The organism is Paenibacillus kribbensis, from assembly GCF_001705305.1.
Lineage (GTDB): Bacteria > Bacillota > Bacilli > Paenibacillales > Paenibacillaceae > Paenibacillus > Paenibacillus kribbensis_B.
On the sequence record NZ_MCBP01000006.1, the window covers coordinates 30969 to 49591 of the forward strand.

The 18623-nt window shown below is 45.6% G+C and carries 17 protein-coding genes and 1 pseudogene; 3 read left to right on the forward strand and 15 right to left on the reverse strand.

What is annotated here, in order from left to right:
• Positions 1-31: 31 nt before the first annotated feature.
• The 7 genes from BAZ21_RS13005 to BAZ21_RS13035 form a co-directional block, all read right to left on the reverse strand.
• A complete protein-coding gene (locus BAZ21_RS13005) occupies positions 32-775 on the reverse strand; it encodes an SDR family oxidoreductase (protein ID WP_068501046.1) in 744 nt (247 codons plus the stop codon).
• 267 nt (positions 776-1042) lie between these two features.
• Positions 1043-1468, reverse strand: a complete 426-nt coding sequence (locus tag BAZ21_RS13010) for a MarR family winged helix-turn-helix transcriptional regulator (RefSeq protein ID WP_068501049.1) — start codon at positions 1466-1468, stop codon at positions 1043-1045.
• 396 nt (positions 1469-1864) lie between these two features.
• Complete coding sequence (locus tag BAZ21_RS13015; protein WP_068501052.1) at positions 1865-2704, reverse strand: carbohydrate ABC transporter permease; 840 nt, start codon at positions 2702-2704, stop codon at positions 1865-1867.
• Positions 2705-2717: 13 nt separating this feature from the next.
• Complete coding sequence (locus BAZ21_RS13020; RefSeq protein WP_068501055.1) at positions 2718-3584, reverse strand: carbohydrate ABC transporter permease; 867 nt, start codon at positions 3582-3584, stop codon at positions 2718-2720.
• 109 nt (positions 3585-3693) lie between these two features.
• Complete coding sequence (locus tag BAZ21_RS13025; RefSeq protein WP_068501058.1) at positions 3694-5034, reverse strand: sugar ABC transporter substrate-binding protein; 1341 nt, start codon at positions 5032-5034, stop codon at positions 3694-3696.
• A 74-nt stretch (positions 5035-5108) separates the two neighbouring features.
• Positions 5109-6023, reverse strand: a complete 915-nt coding sequence (locus tag BAZ21_RS13030; protein WP_068501062.1) for a nucleoside hydrolase — start codon at positions 6021-6023, stop codon at positions 5109-5111.
• A 39-nt stretch (positions 6024-6062) separates the two neighbouring features.
• The gene (locus tag BAZ21_RS13035; protein WP_068501064.1) at positions 6063-6749 is read right to left on the reverse strand and encodes a Crp/Fnr family transcriptional regulator; all 687 of its coding nucleotides are present in this window, start codon (positions 6747-6749) and stop codon (positions 6063-6065) included.
• 411 nt (positions 6750-7160) lie between these two features.
• Between BAZ21_RS13035 and BAZ21_RS27915 the strand changes: the two are divergent.
• Positions 7161-7287: pseudogene (locus BAZ21_RS27915) on the forward strand (23S rRNA (pseudouridine(1915)-N(3))-methyltransferase RlmH); the annotation flags it as partial.
• A 29-nt stretch (positions 7288-7316) separates the two neighbouring features.
• On the opposite strand, the gene BAZ21_RS13045 reads toward BAZ21_RS27915, so the two are convergent.
• Positions 7317-8222 (reverse strand): LysR family transcriptional regulator, encoded by a 906-nt coding sequence (locus BAZ21_RS13045; protein ID WP_068501071.1) that lies wholly within the window; start codon positions 8220-8222, stop codon positions 7317-7319.
• Here BAZ21_RS13045 and BAZ21_RS13050 point away from each other — a divergent pair.
• On the forward strand, positions 8206-8991 hold the full coding sequence (locus tag BAZ21_RS13050) for a DAPG hydrolase family protein (protein ID WP_068501074.1): 786 nt from the start codon (positions 8206-8208) through the stop codon (positions 8989-8991). The genes BAZ21_RS13045 and BAZ21_RS13050 overlap by 17 nt on opposite strands.
• Before the next feature lie 104 nt (positions 8992-9095).
• On the opposite strand, the gene BAZ21_RS13055 is transcribed toward BAZ21_RS13050, so the two are convergent.
• The 3 genes from BAZ21_RS13055 to BAZ21_RS13065 are packed head-to-tail and all read right to left on the reverse strand — an operon-like array spanning position 9096 to position 12065.
• Positions 9096-9326, reverse strand: a complete 231-nt coding sequence (locus BAZ21_RS13055; RefSeq protein ID WP_068501077.1) for a hypothetical protein — start codon at positions 9324-9326, stop codon at positions 9096-9098.
• 5 nt (positions 9327-9331) lie between these two features.
• Positions 9332-10555, reverse strand: a complete 1224-nt coding sequence (locus BAZ21_RS13060; RefSeq protein ID WP_068501082.1) for a Ger(x)C family spore germination protein — start codon at positions 10553-10555, stop codon at positions 9332-9334.
• Positions 10536-12065, reverse strand: coding sequence for a spore germination protein (locus tag BAZ21_RS13065; RefSeq protein ID WP_068501085.1), 1530 nt, complete (start codon positions 12063-12065; stop codon positions 10536-10538). Before BAZ21_RS13065 ends, BAZ21_RS13060 begins: the two co-directional genes overlap by 20 nt.
• Positions 12066-12242: 177 nt before the next feature.
• Here BAZ21_RS13065 and BAZ21_RS13070 point away from each other — a divergent pair, with 177 nt between their 5' ends.
• Positions 12243-13355, forward strand: a complete 1113-nt coding sequence (locus BAZ21_RS13070; RefSeq protein ID WP_068501089.1) for a GerAB/ArcD/ProY family transporter — start codon at positions 12243-12245, stop codon at positions 13353-13355.
• Positions 13356-13450: 95 nt separating this feature from the next.
• Here the strand turns inward: BAZ21_RS13070 and BAZ21_RS13075 are convergent, their stop codons facing one another.
• From BAZ21_RS13075 to BAZ21_RS13090, 4 genes are all read right to left on the reverse strand, one after another.
• On the reverse strand, positions 13451-14860 hold the full coding sequence (locus BAZ21_RS13075) for an NAD-dependent malic enzyme (protein ID WP_373441559.1): 1410 nt from the start codon (positions 14858-14860) through the stop codon (positions 13451-13453).
• 81 nt (positions 14861-14941) lie between these two features.
• Positions 14942-16360 (reverse strand): aspartate ammonia-lyase, encoded by a 1419-nt coding sequence (aspA, locus tag BAZ21_RS13080; RefSeq protein WP_068501095.1) that lies wholly within the window; start codon positions 16358-16360, stop codon positions 14942-14944.
• A 39-nt stretch (positions 16361-16399) separates the two neighbouring features.
• The gene (locus tag BAZ21_RS13085) at positions 16400-17092 is read right to left on the reverse strand and encodes an aspartate/glutamate racemase family protein (RefSeq protein ID WP_068501098.1); all 693 of its coding nucleotides are present in this window, start codon (positions 17090-17092) and stop codon (positions 16400-16402) included.
• A 144-nt stretch (positions 17093-17236) separates the two neighbouring features.
• Positions 17237-18481, reverse strand: coding sequence for a cation:dicarboxylate symporter family transporter (locus BAZ21_RS13090; protein ID WP_068501102.1), 1245 nt, complete (start codon positions 18479-18481; stop codon positions 17237-17239).
• Positions 18482-18623: the final 142 nt, after the last annotated feature.

An 18623-nucleotide genomic window follows, 5' to 3' on the forward strand; every position in this document is an offset into this window, starting at 1 on the left:
ATTGATTTATCTTCTCCCCTTAACCTGAATATCACCATTCCTGAGCAGTAGGGGCAACAATAACGTCATTGATCATGACATTGGCTGGCTTGTTCACGACAAAACCAATGGTTTCAGCCACGTACTCCACGTCAATAGCAACTTTGTTCAAGTCTCCCAGTACCGTTTTGACATCCTGATCCGTTACTGTACTCTGCCAGTTCGTTGCGATAACTCCTGGGGATACCAAAACAGCTTGAATATTGTGTTTAACAGACACTTCTTTACGCAGGCTTTCCGTAATAGCCCGCATGGCATACTTCGTTGCACTGTAGACACCATGGCCTTCTCCTACTGCATGGCCTGCAATTGACCCAACATTAACAATTTGGCCCTGCCCTTGTTTTTTCATATGAGGCAATACGGCTGCGATTCCGTACAAAGTCCCTTTAATATTCAGGTCGATCATCTTCTCCCACTCTTCTACATGGGCATTATCCCACATGGAGAACAGCATGTAGCCTGCGCAATTAATCAGTGTATCTATACGTCCCAAATGGTCTATGGTGAAATTTACCAAAGATTGAACCTCGGCATTGACGGTAACATCGGTTGCCTTATAGAGTGCTTTACCGCCCTCATTCTTGATCCGTTCAGTTAAGGCTCTCAACTTCCCCTCATTTCTTGCTGCGAGGACAACCGTCGCACCATTTTTCGCCAAATATAGAGCTGTCGCTTCACCTATTCCGCTTGAAGCACCTGTTAAAATAATGACTTTATCTTTAATATACTGCATATTCAAACTCCTCTCTTGTTTTAAAAAACACTAAGTAATCGAATCATTTAGCACGATACCAAATATCGAAGCATGCGCATGCATTTAATTTAATGAAAAAAAACTGTGCTGTCAAGCCTTGCATACAAAGAAACCGCTCCATGATCATAATATTTCCCTGATTATGTTCTCAGGTATTACAGGAAGTGTGCTAATAAAAAGGCACTCCTCAATCTTCTGTGAGTGCCTTTGATATAACTTAATGATGATCTAGCGAAAAATAACTTCTTAAAACAAGTTTTGGGTAATACTTTGAAATTTCGACTTCAAACCTTCTTTTTGGAGCTCTGATTCTAGAACCTGATTGAAGGTTTGTAATGCTCGCTGATATTTATTTTCGCCTAGTTCCGTAATTCGAGTATAAATACCTCGCCGATCATCCTCACATATATGTCTTTCCAGAGCGCCACAGTCTTTGGCCTCCATTCTTACAACGAGCCTTGAGGTGGCACTTTGACTTAAACCCACCATCTCCTGAAGCTGCTGTAATCGTAATTCTTTATCCTCCGACTTGGATATGAAATTCAATACATAAAATTCCTTCAAAGATAAATCATATTCTTGTTGCAGAGCTTGTTCCAGTTTGTCAGCTACATTGGAATAGATCTGAGACAAGGACAACCATATATCTAAAAGGTCTTTTTTATTTTGCAATTTTAGACCCCCCAATCTACACAAGAGTATTAACACATAGTCTTTCCTATTGTATCAAGCTTAAACGGAACGGTCAAAATCCATATATCATTGATAATGATTTCAAATTGAAAAATAAAATTCGATCACTGTTAATGTTCTGCAAGTTCATCGCATGGTATCTGAATCTTACCATACCAAGGGAACTCTAAACATTTTTCATCCACACGATTTATGTAAGTTACATTGGGATAAGGGTATTATTTAGGTGGGGATAAATACGCAGCATTGGAGAGGACAAAGCGACTGGCGGAAAAGTGACAGCGTTCACCCTTGCCCCCGAATTTCTACCGCTTAAAAAATAGTTTGAAATTCGGGGCAACAGCGATTGGAGGAATGGTTCGTTCTCGGAGCGCCCTACTCCTTCGATCCTGTATTGGCTATCCCCTGCACATAATAGCGCTGTAGTGGAAGCAACAGCACAACAGGGATAAGGATGGACAAAATGACGGCCGCGAACATTTCGTTCCAGTAGGTGGCGTATTCGGTAACGAAGTCGCTCAGCGCGACCTGAATCACTTTGTACTCCTTCGAGCGCGTCACGATAAGTGGCCACAGGAACGATTCCCACTGCTGAATAAAAATAAGCAGGCTGGCGCTGACGGTAACAGGCTTGCAGAGCGGCATGACGATGCGAGTGTATACCCGCAGCCAGGAGGCCCCGTCCATGCGGGCAGATTCCACTAGGGACGTCGGCAGTTCGAGAAAAAACTGACGGAACAGAAAGATGACCAGTCCGTTGGCTATGCCGGGAATGATGATGCCCGCATAGGTGTCCACCCAGCCCAGGCTGTTGACAAGGCTGTACAACGGGATGGAGATGACCTCAAATGGAATCATGAAGGTGAGCAACACCAGCAGAAACAGCAGCTTTTTTCCGCGAAACTCAAAATATACGAATGCGAACGCGGCCATGGAGCCAAGCAAAAGCCCGCCAATCACGTTGACTGCCCCGACAAAAAACGTGTTCAGAAAAATTTTTCCGAACCCTCGCTCCAAAAACAGCATTTGATAAGCTCCCCATGTAAAATTGGACGGCCAAAACGTTTTCCAGGTGATCGGCGACATGTATTTATAAATGTCCTCCAGCGGACGGAACGACGAAACGAAGGCAAACGCCAGCGGCAGCAGCACCAGCAGCGCCAGAACGATGTGTACGGCATACAGCAGCAGATGAGAACGGGTAAATCGGTTCACGTTAAAATCCTTTCTAATGGGAGGTCCGCAGCCACTTGAACTGCAGGGCGACAACAGTTAGCGTAATCAGCAGCAAAATAACCATAATCGCGTACGATCTGCCCATATCGGAATATAGAAAAGCGTTATTGAAGCTTTCAAGCATCAGCACATTCGTACTGTTTTCGGGCCCGCCTTTGGTCAAAATGTACATCGGTGAAAACAGCAGGAAATTCGCCGTCGTCACGGCCACGACGATAAAGGTGAGCGGGCGTTTCATAAGCGGAAGGATCACATGGATAAATTGCTTCCAACGGCTCGCTCCGTCCAGGGAGGAGGCCTCAAGCAGCGAACCGGGAATCTCCTGAAGACCGGCCAGCAGGAACAGCGCCCAGTAGCCGACACCCTTCCATGATGCAATCGCGATAATGGAGCCGAGCGCCTGGATGCTGCTGCCCAAAAACGGCTGCGGGTCCAGTCCCAGCGCGACCAGGATCGAATTTACGACGCCCTGCTCGGGGCTGAGCATAATGTTCCATAAGACGCAGGCGGTCGGGACGGATACGGCGACAGGTACGAAATGAATGCCGCGAAAGAAAGCAATCCGCTTGATTTTCGTATTTAACAGCATCGCCAGCGCGAAGGCCAGCACAATTTGCAGCGGGTTAATGATCAGATTGAACACCAGCGTCACCTTCAGTGAATTCCAGAACACGGGGTCCGCGAACAAGGATTGGTAATTCTGCAATCCGACGAAGCTTTTTTCGCCTGTAAAAAATTGTGTCGTGTATACGCTTTGCACTACAGCGCTGAAGATGGGATACAGCTTAAACAGAAACAGCCCGGCAAGGGTAGGCAGCAGAAAGAGCAGGATAGGGCCAATATTATTTTTCAGTTTCATACATTCACCTTTTGCAGCAATTCGGATTCAGGGTCAGGAAGGACCGCCGGCATCCTCTTAAAGGAAAAAAGGGGGAACCGTGCTCAGCCTTTTGTTCCCCCGAATGCGTTCAATTTGCTGCTACACCCTTATATTTTTTCAATAGGTTATCTATGACGTTGACGGCATCATCCAGCGCTTTTTGCGGATCGGCACCGTTTTTCATATCTTCAAATGCTTTGTTCATATTCTTTTCCCATTCCAGGTAACCGGGCGTTTTTGGACGGGGAACGGCAGTTTCGCGCGATTCCTTGGCAGCAATGCGGATGACATTGTCAGGGAACTGCTCATATTTCGGATCGGTGTCGATGGAATTGAGCAGGTCGATCTGTGGAGGCAGCGTCCCTCCTTCTTCAAACAGGATTTTTGCTCCTTCGCCCAGCGTCAGATATTCAATGAACTTGGCGGATGCCTCTTTGTGCTCGGAATATTTGGAAATACCCACGTTCCATGCCCCGGTCGGCGTGGCTACTTTCTGACCCGCGAAATACGGATGCAGTGTGACGCCAAAGTTCAAGCCGGAATCCCTGATCTTCGGCATGTTCTGGTTGGTGGACACGAACATCGCCACTTTGCCGGATGTAAAATAGTCAATGGATTCTTCTTTTTTGATTTTCGGGCTGACTTTATCCTTGTTGAACAGGTCCGCGTAAAATTGGAAGGCCTTCACGGCCTCCGGCGAATTCGAATAGCCGCTGGACACGAGTCCGTCGTCGCTGAGCATTTTGGCGCTCAGGCTATCCGACAGGGCCAAAAGCTGGTACGCTTTGTCCACCTGCTCAAAGGAAAAACCATATACGTTATCCGAAGTCAGCTGTTTCGCCAAATCCCGGACTTCCTCCCACGTCATACGCTTGTCAGCGTCCGGGAAAGGAATGCCTTTCTTTTCAAAAATATCTTTATTGTAGTAAAGCACCTGGCTGGAGCTGTTCATAGGCGCGGCCATGAGCTCGCCTTTATATGACACCGTGTCCACCGCGGATTTCGTCCATTTGACCTTGGCGTCGGCTGGAATCAGGGAGTCCAGCGGCTCCAGATAGCCTTTCACGGAATAGTTCATGACCAGCGGGGTATCGACAAACAGCACGTCCAAATCCTTGGCTTTGGAGCTGAGCTTGATTTCGATCGTTTCTGTCAATTGGTCAATCGGAACAAGATTCATTTTGACTTTAATGTCCGGATTTTTCTGTTCAAAAGCTTCGACCACCTTCGTGAGCGGCTTCTCGTAATTGGAGTAGGCCTCAAACGAAATCTCCGTTGCTGTCGAAGAAGTGGAGGAGTCTTGCCCGTTCGAGCTTAAAGAATCTGCAGATGTGCCCGCTCCCTGAGAACAGCCTGTAAAAAGCACGGCTGCCGCCAGCATAGGCGCACACCAAGCGGCAAAGCGTTTTGCCGGTTGTTTGGAAATCATGTACGTTCCACCTCGATCGATTTATGATTTAACGATTTATGATTTAACGATTTATGTTTTAAAGAGTATGTTTTTTAAAGCAGGGCTTTATCCCGTAAAAACAATCTGTGGTTCAGCAGTTCAAAAAAACGGGCAGTATCAACCTCAAGCGCTGTTTCCACATTCCCGTCTGTGCATGCCTCGGCGATCGTTTGTCCGGAAAAATCTCCGCGTTCATACTGGACCCAAATGTTCATCCGTTTGGTGCGGATCAATGTAGGATCGATGAGCACGGCGATGGCGAGCGGGTCGCACATATACGAAAAATCTCGCTGCATGTAGTCCATAAAGTCATGCATCATCTGCACAAGGGTTCCCGCAAGCGGAGTTTCGCTGGCGCCCATGAGGTTAGCCTCTTCCCTGGAAAATACAGCTTGCCGAGTCACGTCCAGGCCGAGCATCAGGATGGGCGCGCCGCTTGAAAAAACAATCGCAGCCGCTTCCGGATCGCATTGGATATTATGCTCGACAGGGGACAAGTCGCTGCCGTTAGGAGCAAGACGGGTGACGCCGCCCATCATGACAATCTGTTTCACACACTCAGCAATACGGGGCTCCCGGATCATGGCCGCCGCAACGTTCGTATGCGGACCGATCATGACAAGCGTAATTTCTCCAGGATGCTCCATTACGGATTGCACGATGAAATCGACCGCATGCGTGTCAAACTTGCTGCCACTTCCTTCCAGATGCATGCCTTTTCCCTCGATTCCCGCTCTGAGTAACGGACGGTTGCGCAGAAGCGGTAATTCGATCCCGGGACATACCGGGATATGCGCGGCTTCGCACAGGTTCAGCACTTTTTGCGCAATTTGCGCACGGGTCCGGACTTTTCCGTAGACGGTGGTGATGCCTTCAATACGGATTTCCGTTGATTTAAGAGCGAGGGCGAGCGCCACCGCATCGTCCGCGTTGGTTCCGATATCCGTATCCAAAATAATTCTCGACAATAGATTCCACTACTTTCTCTGTTTGATGCCTGTAAAAGGTCAATTCATGCCGCCGGCGCCGAATATCGCTTGTACATTGTGAAGCACAATATGCTTCCGGTCATAGCTGATGATGCCCTGATCCTTCCATTTGCTCAGCAATTCCGAGACCGTCTGCCTGCTGCATCCGATCATGTTGGATATTTCCTCATGGTTCAGTACCAGGTCGATTCTGGAATCGCCATCGCCAACAGGCGTGCCCAATTGCTGGAGAAGCCAGGCGAGCCTCCACGGCACAGGCTTGGAAATCAGCAGTTCAACCGTGCTTTGATGATGAATGAGCCGATCGGTCATCGTATACAGGATGTCGCTCATGACCTCATGGTCTGAATGGATTTTTTCCTGAATGATGGCCGCGTCAAGCACCCAAATCTGGCTGTCGTGCAGGCACTGAGCGTAGCAGGGATGGCTTTGCCCCAGGACAATTTCCGCAAGCCCGAAGGCGTCCCCGGTTTTTCGGATGAAAAAGGTTACATCCCGTCCTTCCTCGGTAAATTGGCATACCTTGAGCAGTCCGTTTTCGATGAAATAAGAGCCGACAGGAACGCTTCCTTTGGTAAAGACAAACGAGCCTTTCGGGAACCTCCGCAAGGTTCCGTATTTGCGGTGAAGGGCATACACGGAATCGCCGGAGCGCTTCGGCGCTTTCGGCCCGGAAGATACAGTCTTTGCTGCTAAATCAAGCATTGCCGCATCCGCCTCCACTTCTGTACACCAAGCGTAACCTGATTGCTTTCATCGACGAACCCAAGCCCAGTATAGGAGAAAAAACAATATGATTCTGTCGGGTACCCGACAGTAATGTGTGAAGTTGCAGCATGCTTTTAAGCCCCCCGCTCTCTTGATTTGCACTACTAAGTATGGAGGAAGACGTTGAGGGACATGTTATGCAGACGTTAAAGTTTGTAAATCCCAGATTTTAGAAGTAGTTCTTTGTCTGCGAATAAGGGTATGTTGCCTAGAATTTTTCGGATTTCGCCTCACTATATCCCCTCCCAAAAAAAGTTCCTAAAAGGGTGAGTATCGGCACTTGGATGTCGCTTTCAGTATAGTTAACCATCAAAAGCCAAATCGCTTTTGTCATCGGGGGCTCTTTTGAAGCGGTCAGATGTGCAAATGTCGTTTCTCCAAGATGACGTTTCCACATCAATTGATGAGGTTGATTTTGGTGGAGCAGGTTTATCGGGCGTTTAGGATTTTGAGGGGGAAACCGTATCATAAATGACGTAGACACTTGACAGGGAGCAGCACAGTTTACCACATTTTCATGCTGTGCTTAAATTGTTTTTTTATATGCTCAATTAATTGATGGTGCTGGGGATCTAAATAGCGTTCGTCCCAGATTAAAACAAACTTGACAATGATTTGTTCTTTAAGCGGAATAAATTTCAATTGATTTATTGGATTAGGTAAAAACCCCTTAGCCAGAAAACATATTCCAAGATTAGAACGAACCATATTCAGCGCATCAAAAATGTCATTTTGGGCTATCATCTTTTTATGGCGTATATTAAACTTTTTAGCGTTTTGATTCATATATTCATGATTATAAGGTGCGTGCTCTATTTCAGTACTAATAACGGTTTCGTTGGCTAGCTGCTTAAATGTCAGGCTTTTTTTACTGGCCAAGGGATGGATATTTGGCAGAACCGCATAAATGGACGTTGTAATTAATTCCTCGTAAGCAAGACCGCCAAAAGGATTTTCTTTGATATTGTCATAAAAAGTCAGCATAAAGCCTATATCAAATGTATGATTTTTGACTCCTTCAAACACTTTGGAACTGCTGGTGTTGGTAATGCTGTAGCTAAATGAAGGATTAGCCTGTTTATAAGTGACAAGTAAATCAGGAATGTTACGATAAAAATTTCCGGTCATAAAACCAAGACGCAGGTTTGATTCCTGAGATTTGGAAAACGCCTGAATTTCATTGATAATATTTTGCTGATGGATTAAAAGTTCTCTGGCACGGATTAAAAAAAGCTCACCGGCTGGTGTCAGCTCTATATTTCTATGGTTTCTGATAAACAGTTGAGTTTTTAATTCAGTTTCCAGCTGCTTAATGTGAATGCTGAGTGCAGGTTGACTGACATATAGCTTTTGTGCGGCCTTTGTTACGTTTTTTGTTGTAGGAGTGTAGAAAATGAGTAAAGTACCCATTAGTGAAGAAGAAAAAAAGTCACCGTATTACAAATATTTTATGAGGGATATGGCGCCGATACCAGAAGAAAAACTGGAAATGCTGAGGAACAATCCACTGACACCTGAATCTGCTTTAAAGGTGGAAAATATGAATGATTTATTTAAAGAGGGTTATCTTCCAGGAGAGTTTGGATGGACTCGTATGGAAGATGGCACCTTAACGATGGCAAATATAACGGATATGCCAGGGGTTACTGTGGAAATGTTTGACTGGTGGATTGCGTGGCACGGACTTGAACCAATGAGGTATAAAATTTGGGATCCGGAAGATCATTATTATTGTTTGACACGACATCCTGAAAAAGCAAAAGATACACAATTATCAATGAAAGAACGGTATTGGGACACAATTCACGATGTCATTGAAGATATTGGTGGCGGTAAAGAAAAAATAGAAATCAATTTTAGAGCTCCAAAAGATATTGGTTTTGACGAAACGCAGCTAAAAAAATTTGAAGGCACCATTGTTTGTGCTGGCAATGAGAAAAACCCGGTAATTATGTGCCACTTCTTGCGCCCAACGGAAAATGGATGTGAATTAAGGACACGTTTCTGGATGGGCTATTGTGTTAAAGACGGAAAGCCGAAAAAAAGGATATTACCGCCAGTAAAGCTGATACCTGAATCCATTATTATAAAATTACTGGAACATAATATTAAGGAGTTTACTAATTTAAGAGCGATTTTACCGGAAGTTTATCAGGAATTTAAAGATGATCTGAAATAAGTTTCATCAAATGAAAGTGGAAACTGTACTGATCCCTGTAAGTAGACACAAAATTATATTAATCGGAACTTACCCTCCGACTGCAAATGCATGCGTTCACCAACCTAATAAAACCAGGATGTAAACAGATTGTTAACCGGTTTATAGACCATCATGACCAGTAGCAATGGGCTCGGTACATTGATCTTGTACAAGGAGCAGACCACCGCACCAATGCCCGTGATCCAGAACAAGCCCCAGACCAGAAGGTCACGGCGCCTGCTTCCTCGTGTCAGCAAAGGCACATCGATGATCACACAAGCCGAAACTGTAGCCAGAAGAAGCAGTAACACCATTTCGCTCACTCCTTAATATCTTGAAGAAAGGATTTGTCTGTAATGCCAATCCGGTTAATCGACACGCTGGCTTTGTAATGGATGGGTAGCGATTTTAGGTAATTGTCCCCTTTTTCCCTTTGCAACTTAGCCCAAGCTTGGGGATTGTTACGATAGATCAACTGTCCAAAGCCCATAGTATCCACATTGTAGCGCTCATTAATTTGCTCAACTGCCGTTCTCATCCGAAAGATAATTTTTTCTTCCGATTTTCTTTCCAGCTCTGTAATCACGCGCTCTGCCTCCAGATTATCTTTGCTCATTACCTCTTCAACATTACACAAGGCCTTTACATGGATGTAAATATGTGGTTTGCCGTCAATAATCTTGACTTTTCGTTTGGTGTCTGTATGAAGTGCTTCAATAACGATGGGTCGTCCGTCGTCTCCTTTTACAGGCCCCGAGCTTTTAACAACATTATTGGTGACATAATTGTAGCCGATCGTCTCGTTATCACTTAACCACCCGATCATCTTATCCCTCCGGAATACGGCTATATTACTGTAGCGTAATCTGGTTGAGGGTGAGCTATCTTCCACATTGCTCTTCTTTTCGCCCTCACTGACATTGCCGGACAACTTCACTCCGGTCAACACCGGATTCTTCCCCTCGTACAGCAAATCTTCAATAAATTGGTTCAAAGGAACAGCGACTGTTTTTGCCGATGCCTTATATGATTGGTCCAGGGAATTATACAATTTACTTGCCGGCAATTTCTCTAGCGGGGTAAGGACCTTCAGGACATCTTCGGCAGTGGTATCTTTGGCGACCATAGCGTAGAAATCATTACGCGGCTCTCGGCTCCGCTTCAGCATATCAAGTACCTCGCCAATTCCGGCCCGGGCAAGCTCCTCTCCGATCACCAGGATACGGATATGCCCATAGTAGCTGGCTCGCGCGCTTTCGAGACTGTACTTGCGCTGGGCTTCATAGATCGTGGGTACCGTGAAGGTAGATACAATCACCGGCACCCCGGCACCTCCCGTCCCTCCTGACGTCTGCGAGGCAATTGCTGAAGGAATAACCACCTGCAGCGTAACCTTATAGCCAGATTCAGCCTTATCTAGCCCCATTCCCAGCACAAAAGCCATTTCGTTTAACTCCTGCCTTTCCCAGCACCCGCTGAGCAGCATAGGGACCAAAAGGACAAGCAGCAGTCGCGAAACAGTTTTACGGTTTTTTGGGCTCATCTGCCGACTCCTTTCGCTTGGTTGTCCTTTGACGATCAAGGTTTTGAACCATACTTTCTGCCGGCCTTGTCTTTAGAAGCGGCCAGGGAAAGCGGAAGATGGAATCCTTCAGATCATTTAAGCGGTATGGCCCGATCGGACTCATATAGGGCATGCCAAAAGAACGCAGACCCGCCAAATGAAGCACGATCAAAAAGACACCGAATAGAATCCCGTATAATCCAAGAAAGCCAGCCAGACCGATAAGTACAAAACGAATGATTCTTGCAGCTATCGACATGCCCGACTCTGGTATGACAAAACTGGCTATAGCCGTAATGGATACAATGATAACCATCGCTGAAGAGATAAAACCCGCTGCAACCGCCGCCTGGCCTATAACAAGTGTTCCAACAATGGATATCGCCTGCCCTATATTTTTGGGAATTCTTACTCCTGCTTCCCGCAGAATCTCATATGTTAATTCCATGAGCATCGCCTCAACAAATGCGGGAAAAGGAACGCTTTCCCTCTGTGCGGCAAGGCTGATAACCAGATTGGTAGGGATCATCTCCTGATGATAAGTCGTAACCGCCACATAAAAAGAAGGGGCAAGCAACGTAATAAAAAAAGAAAGAAAACGGATAAACCGCAGCAAAGTGGCAATATCGGCCCGCTGATAATAATCTTCGGCAGATTGAAAAAAGGCAACAAAAAAAGTAGGCACCAACAGGACAAATGGTGTTCCATCCACAAGAATCGCCACTTTGCCTTCCAGGATTCCCGCTGCGATAGTATCCGGCCGATCGCTGTTAAAGATCGTGGGAAACGGCGTAGCAGCCGTATCTTGAATGAACTCCTCGATATATCCGCTCTCCAGAATACTGTCCGTATCTATTTTGGCCAATCTGCGCTTCACTTCCTGCACCAGGTCAGGGTTTGCGATGTTGGTGAGATACATAATGGATACGCTGGTTTGAGTCACCCTACCGATCTGGAAAGTTTCCAGCCACAATTGGCTGTCTTTAATCTTCCTTCGGAGCAATGCCGTGTTCGTGCGCAAATTTTCCGTGAACCCTTCCATCGGCCCACGTACAACTGATTGCGAGCTTGGTTCGCCTACATTGCGGTCCTCCCATCCAGGCAGTCCGATCCGCAGGGCGCTGGATGTTCCATCCACCAGCACCATGATATTACCGGATAGCAGCTCATGAACAAATTGCCTAAGGTCATGTGTAACGGACAGATCCCCCGCAATCAGCAAACGTTTTCGCAAAAGCTCCATCTTCTGATTAGCATCAAGATCTCTCATCTGCTCAGGGGTACAGCGTTCCTGAAGTGAAAATAATATGGAGTTATGCAGTACCTGAGTATCCACAAGACCATCAATATAAAGCAAAGCGATATGTGTAGACTCATCCAGCTGCAGCTCTTTAGTGATCAAATCGTTGCTTGTCCCGAGCAGTTGAACCAACTGCACCACATTGTCCTCCAGGCGATGTGATAGTGTGCCCGTAATGGTATCCTTCATGTCACAACCTCCGCATTCCGTGAGCAAGCTGCAAATAGTATGGCAGAAGAAGTTGAGAATTATTCCGTTACATCCCTTTTCACCTATCAATTAATAATTATGTTATAAAATCACATACTAAAGGAAATGACAAAAGAAAACTTGAGGGGCAGTTTGCAGCAGATTTGGAGGAATCTCATGAATCTTGAAAAAGACCGGATCAGTACGGCTCAAATGATGATGCTTGCGCTTTTCTCACTCATCGGGGAAATGGCACTTGTTTATCCTGCGGCAATAACAACAGGAGCCCACGAGGATGCATGGATTGCCGGCTTGATTAGTATTCCGCTAGGACTTGCAATCGTAAAGCTGATGGTATCTGCATCAAATATTGATCCAACCAAAACGATTATCGAACTTTCATTACAAGTATTAGGAAAATGGGTGGGTGGAGTTGTAGCGTTGAGCTATTTATTCTTTTACCTGATTGCAGCCTCCACCTATGTCAGAGAAATCGAAGATTTCATGTGCACCCAGATTTACGAGGCGACACCCGGCGGGGTCATTCGTTTCATGGCGATTGTTCTGCTGGTGTATGGCTTGCGGCTGGGTCTTGAAACACTTGGAAGAGCAGCCCAGATTTTTTTCCCGTTCTTTGCGTTTTTTCTGATTTGCCTAATCGTTCTCCTGTTCCCCGATGTCAAGATCGAGCGTATCCATCCTATTTTGAATACACCGTTTCCTGACATGCTGCACACCGTTATGTTCGGCGTATTTTATCCCTTTGGAGAAATTTGCGTGTTCTTCATGGTGTATCCCTATGTCCAAAAACAAAGTAATACAAGCCGCAATTTATTTATCTCCCTATTGATCGGGGGAGTTGCACTCAACCTCATTTTGTTTCTCTCCCTGACAGTACTCGGAGCATATTTCTCTGAGCACGAATTTTACGCTGCCTATATTCTTGCCCAGAGAGTCAACATTGCTAATTTTCTGCAGCGGATCGAGGCGTTAATGGCCACCACGTGGATCATTAGCACCTATTTCAAGACAGTGCTGTTCTTCCACGCATTTGTCTTGGGGACAGCTCAGCTATTAAAGCTTAAATCCTATCGGCCATTGATCTTTCCAGTGGCGTTTCTGATTTACGGACTGTCGCATCTGATTGCAAAAGATATTATTTTCTACGTCAAGGAGATCCCAGCCTACTGGGTAGATTGGGATCTCACACATGCCTTTGCTTTCCCGTTAATCCTGCTCATTGTTTATCATATCAGGAAACGCATCAATCAAAACAATCAGACTACTTAATCCATTTGATACATGCTCCCATCATTACGGTGATTGATGAGAGTGGAATTGCGAAATCTAATGAAGAAATGGGAGCGAGCTAAGGACATGTACGGTTATCGAACACTGACTTCGTAATTCGCATCTCTCATGCTTTTCTGTGCAACCCCGGTACGATACGCCGCTTCAATTACGGCATCTCTAACCTTTTTTACTACTTCCTGATTAAATACGCTCGGGATAATATACGTTTCGCTCAGTTCGTCATCTGTAACGACGGATGCGATCGCTTGTGCAGCCGCAAGCTTCATGGCTTCATTGATTTCACTCGCCCTGCAATCCAATGCGCCGCGGAAAATCCCCGGAAAGCAAAGCACATTGTTGATCTGATTGTGACCATCGGACCTCCCGGTCGCCAAGACCTTAACGTAAGGTTTGGCCAACTCCGGATCAATCTCCGGAATCGGGTTCGCCATAGCAAAGACGATGGGGTCCTTCGCCATAGAACGAACGTCATCCACCTTTAGAATGTTCGGAGCCGATACGCCAATAAAAACATCCGCATTCTTGATCACTTCGGACAAGTTGCCAGTTTCCAGATTCGGATTCGTTATTTGAGCAAACGCAGTCCAATAAGGATTATCGTAATGTGCATTCCGATGAAGAGCCCCATTACGGTCCACCCCGATCAAATTTTTCACGCCGGCGGACAGCAACATTTTTGAGCAAGCGATACCCGCTGCACCGATGCCGTTGACAATGACCTTAATCTCCGACATTTGCTTGCCGGTAATCTTGAGTGCATTCAACAAACCTGCTAGCAGGGCAACGGCTGTTCCGTGCTGGTCATCGTGAAACACAGGGATATCCAGCTCCCGTTTCAAACGCTCCTCAATTTCGAAGCAGCGCGGTGCCGAAATATCCTCCAAATTGATGCCCCCAAATGCCGGAGCCAGTGCCTTAATGGTTCGGACCATTTCGTCTGGGTCTTTCATGTCCAGGCAAATCGGAAAAGCGTCCACGTCTGCGAATTCCTTGAACAACATAGCCTTGCCTTCCATTACTGGCATAGCCGCTAGCGGTCCGATATCGCCAAGCCCCAGAACGGCCGTTCCATCGGTAACCACGGCGATCGTATTGTGTTTGATCGTCAGTGAGTAGGCTTTGCTCGGCTGTTCCGCAATCGCCATACATACGCTGGCGACACCGGGGGTATACACCCGTGACAATTCTTCACGGCTCTTCACCGATATTTTTGAGGCAATTTCAATCTTCCCGCCCAAATGTGCAAGGAAAGTCCGGTCTGACACGTTAATCATTTTGACACCACTTAGCTTCTGAAGCGACTCGCTGATCAATTGGCTGTGCGCTTGATCGAATACGTTCACAGCGATATCGTGGATGGTGCTCGTGTGATCGGACGAAATGACATCAATCCCCACAATATCCCCGCTCGTTTTTTCAATCATTGCAGCGATATCGCTGAGAGGGGTTCGTCCTTTATCTTTTTGAATCCGAAATATCATATAAGTGCTGGCACCGCTTGACACTGACATTTTTGGTCACTCTCCCTTTGCTTTCGTTGAGCGCTTATTGCACGCCTCTCTTTAATTCTTTTCCAATAATTCTGCTCCTGCGATACCTGGATTCGTCATCTCATATGGGTTAAGAATGATCTCAAGCTCCTCTTCCGTTAAAACGTTATAAAGAAGGCACAGTTCGCGTACCGGACGCCCCGTTAAAATCGCCTCACGCGCGATTCTCGCTACTGTCTCATAGCCTAAGTGCGGGTTGAGCGCCGTTATGACCCCCACACTTTTCTCCACATACTCTTTACAGCGCTCTACGTTTGCTTCGATTTCCTCCAAACAATACACCCGGAATACGTTGAACACCTGATTCATCATGCTGAGCGATTGCAGCAAATTGAATACGAGTACAGGCTCCATAACATTTAGTTCAAGCTGCCCCGCTTCGGAGGCCAGACAAATCGTATGGTCATTGCCGATGACCTGAAACGCCACCTGGTTCACTACCTCTGCCATAACCGGATTGACCTTGCCCGGCATAATGGACGAACCGGGTTGGCGTGCCGGCAAACTCAATTCCCCCAGCCCGGTGCGAGGCCCGGAGGCAAGCAAACGGAGGTCATTAGCAATTTTCGACATGTTGATCATGCAAACTTTTAAAGCGGCGGACACCTCAGTGTAAGCATCCGTATTTTGTGTCCCGTCCACCAGGTGCGTGGCATTGGTAAGCGGCAACCCGCTGAGCTCGGCAAGATATTCAACGACCCGTTTAATGTATCGGGGATCGGCATTTAAACCAGTACCGACGGCTGTTGCACCCATGTTAACTTCGTACAAATGGCCGCGAGTCTGACTGATCCTCTTGATATCACGTTCCAGCACTCTGCTGTAGGCCTCAAACTCCTGTCCAAGACGGATCGGCACGCCATCTTGCAGATGAGTACGGCCCATTTTGATAATCCCGTCGAACTGTACAGCTTTAGTCTGAAATGCTGCGTGCATCTCCTTCATCGTGACGATCAGCTTATCAATCAAAGAAAGTGTTGCAATATGAATCGCCGTGGGAAAAGCATCGTTGGTTGACTGAGCCATATTCACATGGGTGTTGGGGCTCACTTTGAAATAATCCCCCTTGGTTCCCCCCAGCAGCTCGATCGCCCGGTTGGCGATAACCTCGTTGGTATTCATGTTGATGGATGTGCCTGCTCCGCCTTGAATAGGATCAACTATAAATTGGTCATGCCATTTACCGTCCATGATTTCTTGTGCTGCCAATACGATCGCATTACCGATATGTGGATTCAATTGCCCAATCTCCATATTAGCCAACGCTGCCGCCTTTTTAACCGTAGCCATGGCACGAATTAACGATTCATGGATACGATAGCCTGTGATTGGAAAATTCTCCAATGCTCGAGCAGTTTGTATACCGTAGTAGGCTTGAGATGGAACTTCTTTTTCTCCAAGAAAATCTTTTTCTTTACGATATTCATTCATGAGTTTTTAACTCCCTTACTTCTAGTTTCAAAGTCTCATTTACAACACATGCTCCCGGTAGGCAACATCTACAACCCTCTTGGCTAAAATATAAGTTGGATCTATTACTTTAATCCCGTCTACTTCATTCAAAACAATTGGAATCTCTGTGCAAGCTGCAACAACGGCCTCCGTTCCTTTGGCAATCATCGTTTGAAAGGCGTTCACCAATAAACGCTTGCCTTTTTCGATATGTCCAGCTTTTACTGAATAAATACCTTCCATTACGATAGCTTGTGTAATCTCATCAGGCTCCAGCACAGTAATACCTTTTTCATGGAGAGCGTTTTGATATAGCAAGGTTTTCAATGTACCGTCAGTCGCTAACAATGAGACACGTCTTATACCAGCCTCGTCTATGAAACTTGCCGTTTCTTTGGGCATATTAACAATCGGAGCCCTAACGGTTTCCTGAATGTCTTGCAGATAATAATGTGCAGTATTGCAAGCGATTACAATCAAATCCGCACCGGCATCCTCCAATCTCTTGGCAGATTGTTTCATAAAGGGAAGGGGATCATTGCCTTTACCCATGATGGCTGATGTACGATCCGGAATCTGAGGATAATTATCAACGATCATATGAATATGATCCTGGTCATTTTGGGCAGGGGTTAGTCGAATAATTTTGTCCATCAAATCGACTGTTGCAAGTGGTCCCATCCCTCCCATAATCCCAACGGTTTTTATCATGAAGATTACCTCCACTTTTTTTCTTTTGCACATTAAAAGTATAAGTCCTGAGTGGTAAGCAGTGTATATTAAGAGGATTTATTCAAATATAGAAATTCTATATATCCAACAGAAACAATTGGAAAGCAATAAGGATAAAGTAATTTATTTTTGAGTATCTGCTTTTCCATGATCAAACTGGCCTTCCCATTTGGAAACAACGACTGAAGCTATACCGTTACCTACCACGTTAACAACGGTTCTCGCCATATCGAGAATACGATCGATTCCAGCAATCAGCGCAACACCTTCAACAGGAAGGCCTACGGAATTTACGGTAGCTAGCAGAACAACCAGGGAAGCGCCGGAAACACCAGCCATCCCTTTGGAGGTTAACATTAATACCACCACTATGCTGATCTGTGACCAGATCGGTAAATTGATACCATACATTTGTACAATAAATAGAGTAGCCAGCGATTGATACAGTGCAGAGCCGGCCAAATTAAAAGTATATCCGGTAGGAACGACAAAGGATACAATCGATTTTGGGCATCCAAATTGTTCCATCTTAAGCATCAGTTTCGGTAGAACGGCTTCCGAGCTTGCGGTCGAGAAAGCCAGAATAATTTCATCCTTCAATAATTTTAAAATTTTCACAATGCTGGTGCCACACATTTTTGCTACTATACCTAATACGACAAGCACAAACACAAACATGGACAAATAGAGTATAATTACCAGTTTGCCAAGCGGTATTAAAGAGGAAACGCCAAATTTAGCAACTGTAACACCAATCAAAGCAAACACACCGATAGGGGCCAATTTCATGATCTGATTGGTCATCCAGAACATCGTTTCAGAGACGGCTTCCAAAAAATGAATCACCGGTTTACCCTTTTCACCAATTACAGAAATACCGACCCCAAACAGTACAGAGAAGAAAATGATGGCTAGCAAATCGCCGTTACCCATAGCTTGAACGATGTTTGTCGGAACGATATTAACGAACGTGTCAGCCATACTGTGATGACTAGCGTTTTCTGCGGTATTTACATATTGGTGTATATCAGTTTTGGCCAGTTGCGACATATCAATGCCTGTTCCTGGTTTGAAAATATTTCCCGCGAACAAACCTATAACTATTGCTACAGTAGTTATAATTTCAAAATACAGAATCGTTTTAAAGCCTATCTTCCCCAATTTTTTCATATCTCCAGAGCCCGCTATACCTACTACTAGAGAAGAAATGACAATAGGCAAAACAATCATTTTAATTAGACGGATAAATACATCACCAACCGGCGTCAAAATCGCCGTTACTAGAGGATTTCCGTAGAATATGGCACCTACTGCAATGCCTAGAGCCAGTCCGATGAATATTTGCCATGCTAGTCCCAACTTTTTCATCTTTAATCTTCATCCCCTATTCTTAGATTGCGGTCAGAAAAGTGTAATCGCTTACATTTATTTGGACCTGCAATTATTTTAAGTTATAGGGTGCCATGTAGAAAATTAAATGTATTTTATTTCTATATAGGATAAATCTATA